General features: G+C 63.8%; 17 protein-coding genes and 2 tRNA genes. 12 read left to right on the forward strand and 7 right to left on the reverse strand.

The genetic code is table 11. From position 1 onward, the window contains the following. Positions 1–24 precede the first annotated feature (24 nt). Positions 25–675, reverse strand: coding sequence for a retropepsin-like aspartic protease family protein (locus tag ACLBWL_RS09305; protein ID WP_447792379.1), 651 nt, complete (start codon positions 673–675; stop codon positions 25–27). Between the two features lie 178 nt (positions 676–853). On the opposite strand from ACLBWL_RS09305, the gene ACLBWL_RS09310 reads away from it, so the two are divergent. Then, a complete protein-coding gene (locus ACLBWL_RS09310) occupies positions 854–1,468 on the forward strand; it encodes a hypothetical protein (RefSeq protein WP_447792381.1) in 615 nt (204 codons plus the stop codon). Between the two features lie 3 nt (positions 1,469–1,471). Here the strand turns inward: ACLBWL_RS09310 and ACLBWL_RS09315 are convergent, their stop codons facing one another. Continuing rightward, on the reverse strand, positions 1,472–1,690 hold the full coding sequence (locus tag ACLBWL_RS09315) for a hypothetical protein (protein WP_447792382.1): 219 nt from the start codon (positions 1,688–1,690) through the stop codon (positions 1,472–1,474). Between the two features lie 2 nt (positions 1,691–1,692). Continuing rightward, on the reverse strand, positions 1,693–1,848 hold the full coding sequence (locus ACLBWL_RS09320; protein WP_447792384.1) for a hypothetical protein: 156 nt from the start codon (positions 1,846–1,848) through the stop codon (positions 1,693–1,695). A gap of 109 nt (positions 1,849–1,957) precedes the next feature. On the opposite strand from ACLBWL_RS09320, the gene ACLBWL_RS09325 reads away from it, so the two are divergent. From ACLBWL_RS09325 to clpX, 6 genes are all read left to right on the forward strand, one after another. Next, positions 1,958–2,042: transfer RNA gene (locus tag ACLBWL_RS09325), tRNA-Leu, on the forward strand. A 67-nt stretch (positions 2,043–2,109) separates the two neighbouring features. Continuing rightward, positions 2,110–3,765 (forward strand): trigger factor, encoded by a 1,656-nt coding sequence (tig, locus tag ACLBWL_RS09330; protein WP_447792386.1) that lies wholly within the window; start codon positions 2,110–2,112, stop codon positions 3,763–3,765. A 109-nt stretch (positions 3,766–3,874) separates the two neighbouring features. Then, positions 3,875–5,413: a hypothetical protein gene (locus tag ACLBWL_RS09335; RefSeq protein WP_447792388.1), complete on the forward strand. Its 1,539-nt coding sequence runs from the start codon at positions 3,875–3,877 to the stop codon at positions 5,411–5,413. Next, complete coding sequence (locus ACLBWL_RS09340; RefSeq protein WP_447792390.1) at positions 5,410–6,354, forward strand: glycosyltransferase family 2 protein; 945 nt, start codon at positions 5,410–5,412, stop codon at positions 6,352–6,354. The genes ACLBWL_RS09335 and ACLBWL_RS09340 overlap by 4 nt, the downstream gene beginning before the upstream one ends. A gap of 232 nt (positions 6,355–6,586) precedes the next feature. Continuing rightward, positions 6,587–7,306, forward strand: coding sequence for an ATP-dependent Clp protease proteolytic subunit (locus tag ACLBWL_RS09345; protein ID WP_447792392.1), 720 nt, complete (start codon positions 6,587–6,589; stop codon positions 7,304–7,306). A 123-nt stretch (positions 7,307–7,429) separates the two neighbouring features. Then, positions 7,430–8,695, forward strand: coding sequence for an ATP-dependent Clp protease ATP-binding subunit ClpX (clpX, locus tag ACLBWL_RS09350; RefSeq protein WP_056048170.1), 1,266 nt, complete (start codon positions 7,430–7,432; stop codon positions 8,693–8,695). Positions 8,696–9,113: 418 nt separating this feature from the next. Here clpX and ACLBWL_RS09355 read toward each other — a convergent pair whose 3' ends face one another. After that, the gene (locus ACLBWL_RS09355; RefSeq protein ID WP_447792394.1) at positions 9,114–9,572 is read right to left on the reverse strand and encodes a hypothetical protein; all 459 of its coding nucleotides are present in this window, start codon (positions 9,570–9,572) and stop codon (positions 9,114–9,116) included. A gap of 100 nt (positions 9,573–9,672) precedes the next feature. Here ACLBWL_RS09355 and ACLBWL_RS09360 point away from each other — a divergent pair, with 100 nt between their 5' ends. Both ACLBWL_RS09360 and ACLBWL_RS09365 read left to right on the forward strand, forming a co-directional pair. Next, entirely contained in the window at positions 9,673–10,797 is a 1,125-nt protein-coding gene (locus ACLBWL_RS09360) for a calcium:proton antiporter (RefSeq protein WP_447792396.1), read from the forward strand. After that, positions 10,794–11,186 carry a VOC family protein gene (locus tag ACLBWL_RS09365; protein ID WP_447792398.1) on the forward strand — a complete coding sequence of 131 codons (393 nt, stop codon included), beginning with the start codon at positions 10,794–10,796 and terminating at the stop codon, positions 11,184–11,186. Before ACLBWL_RS09360 ends, ACLBWL_RS09365 begins: the two co-directional genes overlap by 4 nt. 285 nt (positions 11,187–11,471) lie before the next feature. Here ACLBWL_RS09365 and ACLBWL_RS09370 read toward each other — a convergent pair whose 3' ends face one another. From ACLBWL_RS09370 to ACLBWL_RS09380, 3 genes are all read right to left on the reverse strand, one after another. Beyond that, positions 11,472–11,858 carry a c-type cytochrome gene (locus ACLBWL_RS09370; protein ID WP_447792400.1) on the reverse strand — a complete coding sequence of 129 codons (387 nt, stop codon included), beginning with the start codon at positions 11,856–11,858 and terminating at the stop codon, positions 11,472–11,474. Further along, a complete protein-coding gene (locus ACLBWL_RS09375; RefSeq protein WP_447792402.1) occupies positions 11,855–12,052 on the reverse strand; it encodes a hypothetical protein in 198 nt (65 codons plus the stop codon). The genes ACLBWL_RS09370 and ACLBWL_RS09375 overlap by 4 nt, the downstream gene beginning before the upstream one ends. A gap of 116 nt (positions 12,053–12,168) precedes the next feature. Further along, positions 12,169–13,893 (reverse strand): M1 family metallopeptidase, encoded by a 1,725-nt coding sequence (locus ACLBWL_RS09380; protein ID WP_447792404.1) that lies wholly within the window; start codon positions 13,891–13,893, stop codon positions 12,169–12,171. Between the two features lie 250 nt (positions 13,894–14,143). Between ACLBWL_RS09380 and lon the strand changes: the two genes are divergently transcribed. From lon to ACLBWL_RS09395, 3 genes are all read left to right on the forward strand, one after another. Continuing rightward, a complete protein-coding gene (gene lon, locus ACLBWL_RS09385; RefSeq protein WP_447792406.1) occupies positions 14,144–16,537 on the forward strand; it encodes an endopeptidase La in 2,394 nt (797 codons plus the stop codon). Between the two features lie 127 nt (positions 16,538–16,664). Next, complete coding sequence (locus tag ACLBWL_RS09390; protein WP_055872709.1) at positions 16,665–16,937, forward strand: HU family DNA-binding protein; 273 nt, start codon at positions 16,665–16,667, stop codon at positions 16,935–16,937. A 207-nt stretch (positions 16,938–17,144) separates the two neighbouring features. Continuing rightward, positions 17,145–17,219 (forward strand) — tRNA-Val (locus tag ACLBWL_RS09395). Positions 17,220–17,323: the final 104 nt, after the last annotated feature.

The following is a 17,323-nucleotide window of genomic DNA, read 5'->3' on the forward strand; positions in this document are numbered from 1 at the left end:
GGGTGGTTGTGTACGGAGGCGGCCTTACCCGTCCATCTTCTGCGGATGATGCGGCACCAGGATCAGCGTGTTCTCCTCCACCCGCCACGACGCCAGTCGCGACAGGAAATTCATCCCGAGCACGTTGGTCTCGCCGAACGCGGGCGACACCACCACCTGCAAGTCCCGCGCGACGATCGCGCCGAGCCGCAAGCTCGCGATCGTCCCCGTCTTCGCCGCGATCGACCCATTGGCGGTCTGCAACACGATCGGCACGACGCCGACCCGCGCGTCGATCCCCGCAGCGTCCGCCGTCTGTTCCGAGATCGCGGTAATCGTCGCGCCGCTGTCGATCAGCAGTCGCTGGCTCACCCCGTCGATCGTCGCGCGCGCCCAGAAATGGCCATCCGGCGACATCCGGATACGGACCTCGCCGCCGACCACCTGCTGGTCCTCGATCTTGAGGAACCGCGCGATCTTGCCGACATACGGGTCGAACTGGCGCCGCTGGTCGATCGCGACGAACAGCAAGCCGACCAGCACGAGCGTCATGCCGATATTCACGAGCGTCCGCACGATCGGAATGCGCTGCGCGACAACGAGCACGACGACGGCGATGCCGAGTGCGACATAGAGCGTGTGCGGTTGGCTGGGGTTGGGCAGTGTGAAGATCGACGGGTCCTGAAATAGAGGCAAACGCAGTATCTTAGCGTAGTCGCGGCAACCTGTATCGGTGCTGACCGGCGTTCGGCCGAACGGAGCTCGAAAAAGGACCGATCCGAAACCGGCCGGATTGCCGTCCCCACGGATTGCGCGTGTCCGTCGAACGCGCTTCACTGTGACCCGGGGGCGGCAGATGGCGATCAGATGGACAATGACGGTCGCGATCCTGACGCTCGTCATCGGTCAGGCGTCGCCCGCACCAAGCCAGTCCAGCGGCGAGCGCCGGCTTGCGGCGATGACGCCGGCGCAATTCCAGGCCCGAGCGACGCTTCGTGACGACGCTCTGGACACGGTCGCGACGATCACCACCGCGAACGGATTCGTCGCGCGGAGGCCGCTGCTGGGACCCGCGCGCGATGACGTCTTTCTTCGAGCTTTCATCGACAAGACGTCGGGGCGGGCCACGTATCAGGCCTATGTCAGGATACGGTATCGCGACTATGGCTGGGCGAACTGGAATACAGCCAATTATGCAACGCCTGCCGGGCCGCGTACGATAGCGACGCAACGGATCGCGCGCTTGAGGGCATCATGCCCGAGGAGGTTTGCTTGCTTGCGGTCCGAGACCATCGGCTTTGCGATCGGCGCGCCACTACGGAGAGCCAATGCCAAACTGTACGTCGGCGATGGAGCGACGTCATTGCCATTCAAGATATCGGCGCAAAACGGCGGCGAACGCTCGTTCCTGCTCTCGGCGGCGGAAATCGCCGGCTTGTTGATGGCGGTCGACGCCTATCGCACCGACCGCCATTTGCCGTCCTCTTAACGATTATTGCGCGTCGTCGTCCTGATTCTTCACGACGCCACCGGTTCCACCGACGCCGTCGTGCAGGCCAGTGTCCGTGAACGTCTCGGGCTCGTCGCCACCGTCGCCGCGCTCGACGGCGTCGGACCGGGACTCCACCGCCTGTTCGATGTCGCTTCGGGTGTCGTCGTCACGATCCTCCGGGGGTGTCTCGGAGTTCGTGCCGGAACGGGGATCGGCCACGCTCAAAACTCGGGCTGCACGGGTGCGGGATCGGTCGACGGCGTTCCCGGTGCTGGCACGTCGATGTCGGGTGCTGGCGGATTGAACTCTGGCGGCGGCGCGGTCGGCTCGACGGGCGGCGTCGGGGTCGGGAATTCTGCCGGGGGTTGGGTAGCCATGATGTCTCTCCTTCTCGCTACTCAACGCCTGTAATCGGCGGGAGTTGCCTATGTGCTTGCCCCCGCATGCATCGTTGGTATAGACGCGCCCGCTACGGCGATGTCCTGTGCGGGCGTGGCGGAACTGGTAGACGCGCTTGGTTTAGGTCCAAGTATCGCAAGATGTGGGGGTTCGAGTCCCTTCGCCCGCACCAGCCCGCCCGCAGGCGAGGCGACCGCCCGATGAAATTATCCCGAATGCTCTTATAACAAAGGCCGGACATGCAGACTGTCGAGACGTTGAACGAGGGCCTCAAGCGCGCCTACACGCTCACCATCACCGCGAAGGATATCGATGCCAAGGTCGATGTCGAACTGAAGCGCCTGGCGCCGCAGATGAAGATGCCGGGCTTCCGTCCGGGCAAGGTGCCGGCGAACCTCATCCGCAAGATGCATGGCCCGGCGCTGACGCAGGACGCGCTGAATTCGGCGATCCAGGAGAGCGTCCAGAGCCTCGTCGCCGAAAAGCAGCTTCGCCCTGCGATGCAGCCTTCGGTCGAGCTGGAAGATGGCTATGATCTGGGCAAGGACGCCGTGGTCAAGGTCGAGATGGAGGTCCTGCCGCAGGTCCCCGCTCCTGCGATCGACGGCCTGAAGCTCGAGCGCCTGACCGTGCCCGTCGCCGACGACGCGGTCACCGAGCAGCTCCAGAAGTTCGCCGACCAGCAGAAGAAGTGGGACGACGCCAAGCCGACCTACAAGGCGAAGATGGGTGACCTGGTCACCGTCGATTTCGTCGGCAAGACCGCCGACGGCGTTGCGTTCGAGGGCGGCACCGGCACCGACATGGGTGTCGAGCTCGGCGCGGGTCGTCTGATCCCGGGCTTCGAGGATCAGCTCGTCGGCGTGAAGACCGGCGACGACAAGGTCCTGAACGTGACGTTCCCCGAGGAGTATCAGGAGAAGTCGCTCGCAGGGAAGCCGGCGACGTTCGACATCACCGTCAAGTCGGTGAAGACCGCGGGCGAGAGCAAGATCGACGAGGATCTGGCCAAGTCGCTCGGTCTCGAAAGCCTCGAGCAGCTCACGGGGCTGTTGAAGGGTCAGATCGAGCAGGAGCATAACGGTCTCACGCGCACGCACATGAAGCGCAAGCTGCTCGACCAGCTCGCCGAGGGTCACGACTTCGAAGTGCCGCCGTCGATGGTCGAAGCCGAGTTCAACCAGATCTGGTCGCAGCTCCAGCATGAAGCCACGCACGAGGCCGATCCCGAAGCCGCGATGGCCGAGATGGAAGGCGAGCGCGACGATTACCGCAAGATCGCCGAGCGTCGCGTGCGTCTGGGCCTGCTCCTGTCGGAAATCGGCCAGGCGAACGGCGTCGAGGTTTCGAACCAGGAAATGCAGCGTCTGATGGCGCAGGCAGCCCAGCAGTATCCGGCCGAGCAGCGCCAGCAGTTCATGCAGTACATCCAGCAGGAGCCGATGGCGGCCGCCCAGCTGCGTGCGCCGCTGTACGAGGACAAGGTCGTCGACTTCCTGTTCGAGAAGGCCGAGATCACCGACCGCGAAGCCACGCGCGAGGAGCTTGAGGCTGCGATCGAGAGCGAGGACGGTTTCGCCAGCGGCACGCACACGCATGATCATGACAATCACAAGCCGAAGAAGAAGGCTTCCGCCAAGAAGAAGACCGAGGCTTCGGACGAGGTCGTGACGGAAGAGGCTCCGGCTTCGGACGCGACGGACGAAGCCAAGCCTACGAAGAAGGCGCCTGCCAAGAAGAAGGCAGCGCCTGTCGAAGCTGAGACCGCTGTGACGGAATCGTCGCCGGTTGCTGCCGAGGCTGCCGAGGGCACCGAAGCTGCCGACGCTCCGGCGAAGAAGCCGGCCGCAAAGAAGCCTGCTGCCAAGAAGGCGGCGACGAAGACCGAGTTGTAAGAACCTAATACCGTCGGCCGCGATCAATGGCGGCCGACGGGTTGTTCTCGTAATGACAGCCTGTCAGGGTAGATATTCTTCGTCTTCTCCCTGTTCTTAAGGCGTGTCTATGCGGCAATGGCTCCTAGCGCTTTTACAGACCGTATTTGCAACGCTGATAATTTTAGCGCCAGCCGCGATAAATCGCAGTCCCTTTATTTTCTATGACACGACTCATTATTTGGAGTTGGGGCAGTCTATATTCGCTGCAGCCCATATTCCTCTTAAAGGCTTCCAGTCCAAAGACTCGGCATCGATCATGGGTCACGACGATCCAGCTCCCTTACCGGCCAGCCCTGCGAAGTCTGTCGCCAAGACACCGGACAGGAATATGTCGCTGAGTTATGTCGGCGGCCGATCCCCTTATTATTCGACTGTCTTGGCTCTGATCATCAGTCTGGGCGGGCTGTGGCTGGTGGCTATTGTACAGGCGTTGATAGGGGCCTGGTTGTGCCGCACGGTCGTGTGGTCTTTGCCCGGCCCAAGTTTTGGCGCGTACGCCGGGCTTGTGACCGCGCTGACATGTGGGTCTAGTCTGCCGTATTTCGCCGCGTTCACGATGCCCGACATTTTTGCGGCCTATGCGCTCGTTGCGATGTGCCTTCTCGCCGTCAGGAGCGGCGGAAATCTGGTAACGCTTTCAGCGCTTTGGGCCATCGCCGCGTTCGGCATTCTGGCGCACGCGACCATCCTGCCGCTCAGCATCATCGCGGGCGTCGGCATCGTCGTGGTACTCCGGTTATTGCGATCGTCGTGGAGGCAGGCGATGGGGGGCGCTCGCTGGCCGCTGAGCGCGGTCGCCATAGGTGCACTCGGCATGCCCGTTTTCGCGTGGACGACGCAGTTGGTGTTGCACGATGCGCCTCGAAGCCCGCCGTATCTCATGGCGCGTATTCTCGCGGACGGGCCCGGCCGCCGCTATCTGGCCGACCACTGCAATGGTCCTGCGGATTTCGCGATATGCAAGTATCGGGACAGGCCAAATATAGACCATAATGCAATCTTATGGTCGACCGACCCGCGGGACGGCGTTTTCTATTTCGCCGATTTCGATACGCGCGTTCTGATGTCGGAGCAGCAGCTTAAGTTCGTGCTGGCGTCGATTGCGTACAGTCCCGGGTTGGCGTTCGACGCTGCGTTGGCAAATAGCTGGCGCCAGCTTTCGACGCTGTCCATCGGGCCGGAGATCGGGGCGACAAAGCTTAGCTGGGATACGATGGTTAGTAAGACCATCCCCTATGCGAGGCGCTCCATAACCGCGTCCAGATCTTATACCGGCAACTATTCCTTCGCGCTAGTAGACCTCGTGATAGGCGTTGTTTTCATGCTGTCTCTGGCATTCGTCATATGGCGCTTGGCGCAGTCCGATGTCATCGCGGCTTGGCGAGCTCCGAAAACACATCGTGTCGTACTCATATTGGCTGGGGCTGCGATCGGCCTGACGATTATCATTGTGTCCAACGCAATTCTCTGCGGCACGTTGTCCGGTCCGACGAACCGATATCAGGGGCGACTGACATGGCTCCTTCCAGCAATCGCGTTCCTCATGTTTCGTCACCTGGGGTTCCGAGCTATGGCGACAGAAAGCAGCAAAAGGCGTCACGTATGATCGAGGGTATCGATAGGCAGGGACTTAAAGTCGCCGTTCTGCTTCCATGTTATAACGAAGCGGCAGCAATCGCGCAGACGGTGGCCGGCTTTCGTGCCGCGCTGCCGGACGCTGTGATCTACGTGTACGACAACAATAGCCGGGACAACACCGTCGAAATCGCGCGCACCGCGGGCGCCGTTGTCCGAACCGAGCGAATCCAGGGCAAGGGCGCGGTCGTTCGGCGGATGTTCGCGGACATCGACGCGGACATCTATGTGATGGCCGACGGCGACGCGACCTACGATGCCGCCTCCGCTCCGATGCTGGTCAAGCGCGTCCTCGACGAACAGCTCGACATGGTCGTGGGCTCGCGGATCAGCCAGGTCCAGGAAAGCTATCGCCGGGGCCATCGCTTTGGCAATGCGCTCCTCACCGGCATGCTCGCCCGCCTGTTCGGCCGCAGCTTCACCGACATTCTCTCGGGCTACCGCGTGTTCTCGCGCCGGTTCGTGAAGAGCTTCCCGTCCTTGTCCGCCGGGTTCGAGATCGAGACCGAGATCAGCGTCCATGCGCTCGAACTCAAGATGCCGATCGGCGAGATCGAGACGCCCTATTACGCGCGCCCCGAGGGCTCTGAATCGAAGCTCAGCACCTACGGCGACGGCTGGCGCATCCTCCGCACGATCATGACGCTCTACCGGATCGAGCGGCCGCTGTGGTTCTTCGGCGCGATCGGCGGCGTCTTCGCGCTGCTCGCGCTGATCCTCGGCATCCCGCTGGTGCTGACGTACATCGAGATCCACCAGGTCCCGCGCTTCCCGACCGCGATCCTGATTACCGGGCTCGGCATCTTCGCCGCGCTCAACGTCTTCACCGGCCTGATCCTCGACACCGTAGTAAGAGGCCGCCGCGAAGTCCGCCGCCTGGCTTACCTGGCTTACCCCGCACCGGGCATCTGACTCCCTCGCCCTTCCGGGGAGAGGGAAGGAGGAGCCACTTGGCGACGGGAGGGTGAGGGGCGGTTGGTGTCCGCCAACTTCCCCTCACCCTCCCACCCGCAAGTGCGTGCGGCCCCCTCCCTCTCCCCGGAGGGGCGAGGGGGACCTGTCCCCCCGGCAAGGTGCGAAGGGCTTGAACTCCCCTTCCGGACAGCCGATGTTAGCGGTTCACTGGGGCATAAGAGAGATTTCCATGCACAATCCGTTCGAGACCGGCGATTTCGCGAGCCCGTTGGCCAGCGCCGGGCTCGGCCTGCAGCAGACGCAAGCAGGCCTGGTTTACCCCGTTCCGGCGCAAGCCGGGCTAGTGCCAATCGTCATCGAGCAGTCGAACCGCGGCGAGCGCTCGTTCGACATCTTCTCGCGCCTGCTCCGCGAGCGCATCATCTTCGTGACCGGCGGCGTCGAGGACGGCATGGCCTCGCTGATCACCGCGCAGCTGCTCTTCCTCGAGTCCGAGAACCCGAAGAAGGACATCTTCATGTACATCAACTCGCCGGGCGGTGTCGTCACGGCGGGCATGGCGATCCACGACACCATGCGGTACATCCGCCCGCGCGTCGGCACCGTCTGCATCGGCCAGGCAGCCTCGATGGGCAGCTTCCTGCTCGCGAGCGGCGAGCCCGGCATGCGCGTCGCGATGACCAATGCGCGCATCATGATCCATCAGCCATCGGGTGGTGCACAGGGCATGGCCAGCGACATCGAGATCCAGGCGCGCGAGATCCTGCGCATCCGCAAGCGCATGAACGAGCTGTATTCGCAGTATACCGGTCAGCCGATCGAGGAGATCGAGCGCCGGATGGACCGCGATACGTTCCTCGAAGCGAACGAAGCGAAGGATTTCGGCTTGGTCGACGAGGTGTTCGACAAGCGTCCGGCACCGGCGGACGATGCGGCAAAACCCGCTTAACCGACACTGGCATGGGGCGAATCGTAAACCCTGCCGGTTTATTTGATTGTAGGAACTCCGGGGCGCGTTACGGTAGCGGCCCCGGAAACGGCACGTGCACCGACATGCACGAGAGGTGATTGAATGACGAAGCTGAGCGGTGGCGATTCGAAGAGCACCCTCTATTGCTCGTTCTGCGGCAAGTCGCAGCATGAGGTACGCAAGCTGATCGCGGGTCCAACCGTGTTCATCTGCGACGAGTGCGTCGAACTTTGCAACGATATCATCCGCGAGGAGACGAAGTCCGCGCTGGTGTCCAAGAAGGACGGCGGCGTGCCGACTCCGCAGGAGATCTGCGACGTCCTCGACGATTACGTGATCGGCCAGAAGCGTGCCAAGCGCGTGCTGTCGGTGGCGGTGCACAATCACTACAAGCGGCTCAACCACGGCGCCAAGGGTGCCGATGTCGAGCTGTCCAAGTCGAACATCCTGCTGGTCGGCCCGACCGGTTGCGGCAAGACGCTACTCGCGCAGACGCTCGCCCGTATCCTCGACGTGCCGTTCACGATGGCCGATGCGACGACGCTCACCGAAGCGGGGTACGTCGGCGAGGATGTCGAGAACATCATCCTCAAGCTGCTCCAAGCGTCGGACTATAACGTCGAGCGGGCGCAGCGCGGGATCGTCTACATCGACGAGATCGACAAGATCTCGCGCAAGGCCGAGAACCCGTCGATCACGCGCGACGTGTCGGGCGAGGGCGTGCAGCAGGCGTTGCTCAAGCTGATGGAAGGCACCACCGCGTCGGTGCCGCCGCAGGGTGGCCGCAAGCATCCGCAGCAGGAATTCCTGCAGGTGGATACGACCAACATCCTGTTCATCTGCGGCGGTGCATTCTCGGGTCTCGAGAAGATCATCGGTGATCGCCTCCAGGGCAAGTCGATCGGCTTCGGCGCGTATGTCGCCGGGCCGGACGAGCGCAAGACCGGCGAGACGCTGAAGTCGGTCGAGCCCGAGGATCTGCTCAAGTTCGGGCTCATCCCCGAGTTCGTCGGCCGTCTGCCGGTGATCGCGACGCTCGAGGATCTCGATGTCGACGCGCTGGTGAAGATCCTGAAGGAGCCGAAGAACGCGCTGGTCAAGCAGTACCAGAAGCTGTTCGAGATGGAGGACGTCGCGCTCGGCTTCACCGACGACGCGCTGGTTTCGGTCGCCAAGAAGGGCATCGAGCGCAAGACCGGCGCGCGCGGGCTTCGCTCGATCCTCGAGAGCATCCTGCTCGACACGATGTTCGACCTGCCCGGCATGGACGGCGTCGACGAGGTGATGATCGACAAGGACGTGATCGAAGGCCGCAAGGAACCGATCCGCGTCTACGCCGAGAAGAAGAAGACGGGCGACGCTGCGTAAGGCGAAGTTGGTTTGAGATACGGGAAAGGGCGTCGAGCGATCGGCGCCCTTTTTCGTTTGGGGCGAAACTCGGCCACCAAACCTCCACCGGTTGAGGTTAAACGCGCGGATAGCCACAGGCCCATCATCCTGACGAAAGTCAGGACCCAGAGCCAAGAAGGCCTGCGCTTTGTACCCTGGGTCCTGACTTTCGTCAGGATGACGGGTGGCAGCAGCCGGACAGCGATCCCTTCGTTCCTCCCCTGCAAGGGGAGGTGGCAGCGCATGGCGCTGACGGAGGGGTGACCCGCTCTCGATAGGCCATCACCCCTCCGTCGCTTCGCGCCACCTCCCCTTGCAGGGGAGGATCTCTTGTCGAGCCTGATCGGCCGCCCCGTCGTCACCTTTGGTCGTGGTCAGGCTGAGGGCGGCTATGACGCTACATCTGCAAGGTCAAAAGCCGAACCCGCTCCAGATCCTTCGGACGCCCGAACAGCCTGAGCATCCCGCCTAACTCCGCGCGCTCTGGTACGTAGACAGCGCACCCTTCGACAAGAACAGGCACGCGCGTCCGAGGCAGCACCTCAGTCCACCCCGATCCCGTCGCAACATGAAACCCCGCCATGATCTCGACGACCAAGGGCGGCGTCTCCCATCGCCCGAACAGCGTCGACCGAAAGAGCGAACTCGCGCCATCCTCGATCGGAGCTATCCCAAGCCCATCCATCAGTCGCCGGGCATCGCCCACGCTTACCACCACATCGACATCGCCGACCTCGACCGGTCCGACACCGTGAAGCGCTACCGCCGCGCTGGAAATGACCCACCACGGGTCCTGCGCTTCACGCATCGCCGCCGCCACCATGACCAGCGTTTCGCGAAGATTGGGCGCCAACATCGCCGCAACCTATCCGATCGCCCGGAGACCGCAATCGCCCCGACTCGGACCCTTATCCGCCCTCGCGCATTCGTTATCCAAGTGGAACGAGGGAGCATGCATGACGATCGAGGTGGCCGAGCGACCTAACGAACACCTGGTGGAAACAATGCCGGACCGCATGGCCCTTCCGATCTGGACGCTGATCGCCCCGGTTCTCGGCCTCGTCGCGGTTCTTGTCGGGCTCGCCAAGATGGGCACGCTCGGCACCGCGGCGGCCGTGATCGTCCTGATCGGCAGCGTGCTCGCCGCGGTCCATCACGCGGAGGTCATCGCGCACAAGGTTGGCGAGCCGTTCGGGACGTTAGTCCTCGCGATCGCCGTCACGGTGATCGAGGTTTCGCTGATCGTATCGCTCATGCTTTCCAACGCCGGCGACGCGACCGCACTGGCGCGCGACACGGTGTTCGCGGCGATCATGATCATCCTCAATTTCATTATCGGCCTCTGCCTGCTGGCGGGCGCGGTGCGGCATCATGAGCAGCGGTTCACGCAAACCGGGATGAGCGCCGCCTTGGGCGTGCTCGCGGCAATGGCGGTGCTGTCTCTGATCCTGCCCAACTACACCCTGTCGACCGCCGGGCCGACCTACTCACCGTCGCAACTGCTGTTCGTCGCAGTCGTGTCGTTCATTCTCTACGGCACCTTCGTGCTGGTGCAGACCGTTCGCCACCGCGAGTATTTCCTGCCCTCGACCGATGACAAGGACGATCACGCCGCACCGCCCTCGGGTCGCGCGTCGGGGATCGCGTTCGCGGCGTTGCTGGTCGCGCTGGTGTCGGTGGTCTTGCTCGCCAAGACGTTGTCGCCGACGATCGAGGCGGCGGTGATCGGCGCTGGCCTGCCGCTGACCGTGGTCGGCGTCGTGATCGCCGCGCTGGTCCTCGCGCCGGAAAGCCTCGCCGCGTACAAGTCCGCACGCCGCAACCGGTTGCAGACCAGCCTCAATCTCGCGCTGGGCTCCGCGCTGGCCACCATCGGGCTGACCATCCCGAGCGTCGCGATCGTGTCGCTGGTGCTCGACCTGCCGATCGCGCTCGGCATCGATGCGAAGAGCATGACTCTGCTCGCGCTGTCGCTGTTCGTCGCGACGCTGTCGCTTGGCACCGGCCGGACGACGGTGTTGCAGGGCGTCGTCCACCTCGTGATCTTCGCGGCCTATCTGTTTACGACGGTGGTGCCATGACCATCATGCGTATCGGCTCGATCGACCATTTCGTGCTGACCGTGCTCGACATCGATACCACCGTCGCCTTCTACCGGCGGGTTCTCGGTATCGAGGCGGAGGAGATGGCACCGGGGCGGTGGGCATTGCGGATTGGCCGGCAGAAGATCAATCTCCAGCAACTGCATCTGAGCGTCGATCCGAACACGCGCCATCCGACCCGCGGTGCCGGCGATTTCTGCCTGTTGACCGATGTGCCGATCGACGCGGTCGTCGCCCATCTGCAGCGCGAGAAAATACCGATCGTCGCAGGTCCGGTGCAGCGTACCGGCGCGGCCGGGCCGATCCTGTCGGTGTATGTCTACGATCCCGACGAGAACCTGGTCGAGGTTAGCAACCAGATCGGATAAGCTGTCGGCGCGGCGGCTCTGGCGCGCGGCGAGCAGGAGGCGGCGATCCGCAATACTGCATCGAGCGGCCTATGAACGGCGATACCGGTGCCTAGGTCTAGAGCGCATCATCGTTCCAGAGGTCGAACTCCCGATCGCGCTCTGAGTCGATGGGAAGAGCATAGGGCTGTTCGCATTGGTGTTGTTCGTGGCGATGTCGCTCGGTACCGGGCGGACGACGGTGCAGGGCGTTGTCCATCTTGTCATCTTCGCCGCCTATCCGTTTACGACGGTGGTGCCGCAAGCTCAGGGCCGTTGCGTCGACAGGTAGGCGATGACGTCGGCGCGATCCTTCGGGTCGGGCAGGCCCGCGAACCCCATGGTTGTGCCGGGCACCATCCGGCGAGGGTTGGTCAGCCAGGCGTCCATGCGCTTGGCATCCCACTTGCCGCCAAGCGCTTTCAGCCCGGCAGTGTACGAGAAGCGGGGGCGTCGTTCGCCGATCGGACCGCCCATCACGCCGTAGAGGTTGGGCCCGTCGGTATCGCCGGCATATTGCCCGATCGTGTGACACGCGGTGCAACGCCGGAATACGCGCTCGCCCCGCGCGACTTGACTGTTCGAGGCTGCGTCCGGGCCTGAGCCACACCCGACGAGCGCCAGCACGGGCAGCAGCCAACCCGCGGCCTTCATCGTCTTTGGCGTGCGGCCAAGGCGAGGCCGGCGGCGATCTGCACGACAGCATACAGGCGTCGTCGACCGGGGCGGTCGACGAAGGGCGCGACGAGCTTCTCGGTCCCGAGCGCGTCGTCCTTCCAGAGGTCGACGTGCCGGCGCGGCTGGAGCAAGCCGATCAGCCCGTCCCCGACCATGAAGATCGCCGCCATCTCCGCCGCGCGAGCAGGCCATGGGCCGTTCTCCTGCGCACGCAGCCGTCCAGGAGTTTCTAGCGGTGTCTCTTGGTACCCTGGGCCTCCGCGTTCGCGGGGGAACGATGAAGACGTCATTGGGGCTTGGCCTTCGCAGCCTGCGCGGCTTTCCAGGCGGCCACGTCTTCGAGTGCGACGCTACGCCGCAGGACCAGCGCATCCGGATCGATCACGACATGCGCGCGCGCCGGGACGGATAGGCTCGCCTTCCCGCCCGTCATCGGCAAAGTCCGAGTCTTGCCGTCGATCTGCACCTGCACCGGCAGCGGGAAGGGGCCGTTACCGGGCACCTTCCACGCCAGCACGAGCGTATTTCCCGTCCGCGTCTCGACCAGTTCGGGTAGCGCGGCCTGGCGAAGATACACGTCGAAGAACCATTTAAAGTCCTTCCCCGTCACCTTCCGGACAAGTGCCTCATATTCCTTCGTCGAGCCGAACCGCGGCGCGAAATTGCCCGGCTTCGGATCCGCGCGCCCATACACCGCCAGCCGCGTGACGTCGAAGAACGCCTTGTCGCCGATCAGCGCGCGCAGCGTGTGGAGCATCCACGAGCCCTTGTAATAAATGTCCTGCCCGGCACCGCCCTTGTCGAGTTCGTACACCTCCTCTTCGGTGGTGACGCGCTGCTGCGTGATCGGCTTGCGGTTCATGATCGACGCGCGCTCGGTCTGCAGCATCGCCGCGTACCGCGCACGCCCCTCGCGCCACTGGCCGTAGAGCGGCTGCATATACGTGCCATATCCCTCGTGCAGCCAGTAATCGTCCCAATTGGCGGCGGTCAGCTGATTGCCGAACCACTCATGCGCGAATTCGTGCTGGAACAGCCAGTCGAACCCCTCCGGCGCCTTCTCGTAGTTATTGCCGTAGGCGTTGATTGTCTGATGCTCCATGCCCTTGTGCGGCGTCTCGACGACGCCGAGCTTCTCGTCGCCAAACGGGTAGGGGCCGATCATGCTCTCGAAGAAATCGAGCGTCGGTGCGAACTCGGCGAACAGCTTCTCCGCCTGCGGCTTTTCGCCCGGCAGATACCAGTAATACATCGGGATGCTGTTGCTGAAGCGGCTCTTGTAGGTGCCGCTGATCTCCTCATACGGCCCGACGTTGAGCGCGATACCGTAGGTGTTGGGATGCTTGGCGCGCCAGTTCCACGTCGTCCGCCCATCCGCCAGCGTATCGACGCCGAGCAGCACGCCGTTCGACGGCGCCTTCAGCCCCTTGGGCACGGTGATGTGCAGCGTCACCAGCGCGGGCTCGCCGGTCGGGAAATCGAGGCACGGCCAGAACAGGTCGCAGCCATAGCCCTCCGCGGTCGTGGCGAACCAGGTGCGGCCGTCGGGCGTCTTCGACCAGACCATCCCGTCGTCCCACGGCGCCTTCACCGCGACGTGCGGCGTGCCGCCATAGGTGATCTTGGCGGTGACCTTTCCGCCCGCCGGGACGCGTTTGGGCAGCGTGATCGTCAACCGCCCTTCGGGATTGCTCCACGCCGACGAAGCGAGCGGTATGCCGTCGATGGAAATCGTGCTGACTGGCAGGTTGCGGTCGAGGTCGATCGGCAGGCGGGTGAGGGGGGCCTTGGCCGTAAAGACCAGCGTGGCGACACCGTTCAGGCTCTCCGTTTCGGGCAGTACCTCGAACGCCAAGTCAGCGCTGTCGAACTGGAGTGCGGTCTGCTCGGGCGTGAGCACCCCACCCGAACGCTGCGTCTGCGCGGTGATCGCGGGCTCGCCCTTCTTGGGAAGCGGGGCGGCGGCGAGGAGCGCGGTGGCGCTGGCGGCGAGCAGAAGACGCGAGATCATGCTGCGTTCTCGCGCCTGGGCGGCTCGCATACAAGTGCGATCCGGCACCTCCGGTTCTCCTGCGAACGCAGGAGCCCAGGATCACTAAAACCGCCGCCCGTTACCCTGGACTCCTGCGTTCGCAGGAGAACGGCGGGGCTTCGGGGAACGCACCAAAACCCCTAACCACCACCAACCAATTGATGGACGGTTCATCCTCACCATATAAGCTGTAGATTATGCCCCCATGCAGGCACCCACCGGAGCGTTCATGACCCAGTACCCCGTCCTTCCCCTTCGCGACATCGTCGTGTTCCCGCACATGATCGTGCCGCTGTTCGTCGGCCGCGATAAGTCCGTTGCCGCGCTCGAAGCGGCGATGGCGGCGGACAAGGAGATTTATCTCGTTGCGCAGGTCGACCCCGCCGAGGACGATCCGTCGCGCGACGACCTGTATTCGATGGGCGTCACCGCGACCGTCCTGCAGCTGTTGAAGCTTCCCGACGGCACCGTCCGCGTGCTCGTCGAGGGCAAGCAGCGCGCGACGCTGGAGACGCTGGACGAGTCGGGCGACTTCCTGACCGCGACCGTCGAAACGGTCGCCGATGCCGAAGTCGAGGGCCCGGAGGTCACCGCGCTGATGCGTTCGGTGGTCGAGCAGTTCGAGAATTACGCCAAGCTCAACCGCAAGCTGTCGTCGGAAACCACCGTCCAGCTTTCGGAAATCGTCGAGGCGGCCAAGCTGTCCGACGCCGTTATCGCCAACGTGCAGATCAAGGTCGCCGAGAAGCAGGCGCTGCTGATGCAGACCGACCCTGTGAAGCGCCTCGAAATGGCGTTCGCGGCGATGGAGGGCGAGCTGGGCGTCCTGCAGGTCGAGAAGAAGATCAAGAGCCGCGTCAAGCGTCAGATGGAGAAGACGCAGCGCGAATACTATCTGAATGAGCAGTTGAAGGCGATCCAGCGCGAACTCGGCAACGAGGACGGCGAGGGCGAAGGCGACGAGATCGCCGAACTGACGCAGAAGATCGCGACGCTCAAGATGAGCAAGGAAGCGCGCGGCAAGGCGACGTCCGAGCTGAAGAAGCTCAAGACGATGGCACCGATGAGCGCCGAGGCGACCGTCGTGCGCAACTATCTCGACGTCCTGCTCGGGCTCCCCTGGGGCAAGAAGTCGAAGATCAAGAAGGACATCGCCGCCGCCCAGGTGACGCTGGACGAGGATCACTATGCGCTCGAGAAGGTCAAGGACCGGATCGTCGAGTATCTGGCGGTGCAGGCGCGTACCAACAAGCTGAAGGGGCCGATCCTGTGCCTCGTCGGCCCTCCTGGTGTCGGCAAGACCTCGCTCGGCAAGTCGATCGCCAAGGCGACCGGGCGCGAGTTCATCCGCCAGTCGCTCGGCGGCGTGCGTGACGAAGCCGAGATTCGCGGTCATCGCCGCACCTATATCGGCTCGCTGCCGGGCAAGATCGTGACGAACCTCAAAAAGGCCGGCACGTCGAACCCGCTGTTCCTGCTCGACGAGATCGACAAGCTCGGTCAGGATTTCCGCGGTGACCCCGCCTCGGCGCTGCTCGAGGTGCTCGATCCGGAGCAGAACGGCAAGTTCCAGGATCACTATCTGGAGGTCGATATCGATCTGTCGGACGTGATGTTCGTCTGCACGGCGAACTCGCTCAACCTGCCGCAGGCGCTGCTCGACCGCATGGAGATCATCCGTCTGGAGGGGTATACCGAGGACGAGAAGGTCGAGATCGCCGAGCGCCATCTGGTCGAGAAGCAGATCGAGGCGCACGGCCTGAAGCCGGGCGAGTTCATGCTGACGCAGGAGGGGCTCCGGACGCTCATCCAGCAGTACACGCGCGAGGCCGGCGTGCGTACGCTGGAGCGCGAGATCGCCAAGCTGTGCCGCAAGGCGCTGCGCCAGATCCTCGAGAACAAGACCACCAGCGTCACGATCACGCCCGAGAACATCGGCGAATATGCCGGCGTGCAGAAGTATCGCCATGGTCTTGGCGAAACCGAGAACCAGATCGGTGCGGTCACCGGGCTCGCCTGGACCGAAGTCGGCGGCGAATTGCTGACGATCGAGAGCGTGACGGTTGCGGGCAAGGGCCAGGCCAAGCTCACCGGCAAGCTCGGCGACGTGATGAAGGAGTCGATCGAGACTGCGTTCAGCTTCGTCAAGGCCCGCGCGCCGAGCTACGGGATCAAGCCAAGCCTGTTCGCGCGGAAGGATATCCACATCCATCTGCCCGAGGGTGCGGTGCCGAAGGACGGTCCGTCGGCGGGTATCGGCATGGTCACGTCGATCGTCTCGACGCTGACCGGCGTGCCGATCCGCCGCGAGGTGGCGATGACCGGCGAGGTGACTTTGCGCGGTCGCGTGCTGCCGATCGGTGGGCTCAAGGAGAAGCTGCTCGCCGCGCTGCGTGGCGGGATCGAGACGGTGCTGATCCCGGCGGAGAACGAGAAGGACCTCGCGGAGATCCCGGCGAACATCAAGGCTGGGCTCAAGATCATACCCGTGAGCCATGTCGATGAGGTACTGCGTCTGGCGCTCACCGAGCCGCTCGAAGCCATCGAGTGGACCGATGCGGACGAGTTGGCGGCGCTGCCCCCGGCACCGATCCCACCGGTCGGGGGTGGTTTACACCACTGATCTAGATTGGGTTTATGCGACGTACTTCGGCGGTTTCGTTTGACACAAAGCGAAGCCGCCGCATTACTGTGTGCTGACTGCGGCCGCGAGTCCTCGTGGTCGATTCGAGTTTTTCCGGGGGATACAGATGAACAAGCAGGAGCTGATCGCAACGGTTGCCGACACGTCCGGGCTCGTCAAGGCCGACGCGATCAAGGCGGTCGAGGCGGTATTCGAGGCGATCGAAGCGTCGCTGAAGAAGGGCGACGAGGTTCGCCTGGTCGGTTTCGGCACATTCTCGATCTCGAAGCGCAAGGCATCGACCGGCCGCAATCCCCGCACCGGCGAGCCGATGACGATCAAGGCCTCGACACAGCCGAAGTTCAAGGCCGGCAAGGGCCTGAAGGACGCGGTCAACTAAAGTGACCTCAATCCTCCCCCGCCAGGGGGAGGTGGCTGGCCCTTGCCAGACGGAGGGGGAGGTTGGAGACGACCTCTGCTCCGTGTCCTCCCCCTCCGTCGCCTTCGGCGCCACCTCCCCCTGGCGGGGGAGGATCGAAGGGATCGACGTCAAAAGGCTGGACAGGGGGACGGGGTCTGCCTAAAGGCCCGCTTCCGAACGAGTTTCGGGCGCGTAGCTCAGTGGTAGAGCACACCCTTCACACGGGTGGGGTCGCTGGTTCAATCCCAGCCGCGCCCACCATATTTACGCCGGCCTCTTCGCAGAAGAGGCCGGCGTTTCTGTATGTAGCGAGGCGGAACGACCTTTTGTCATTCCCGCGGGGGCGGGAACCCAGAACTCTATCG

It is taken from the genome of Sphingomonas sp. M1A8_2b (assembly GCF_053345535.1).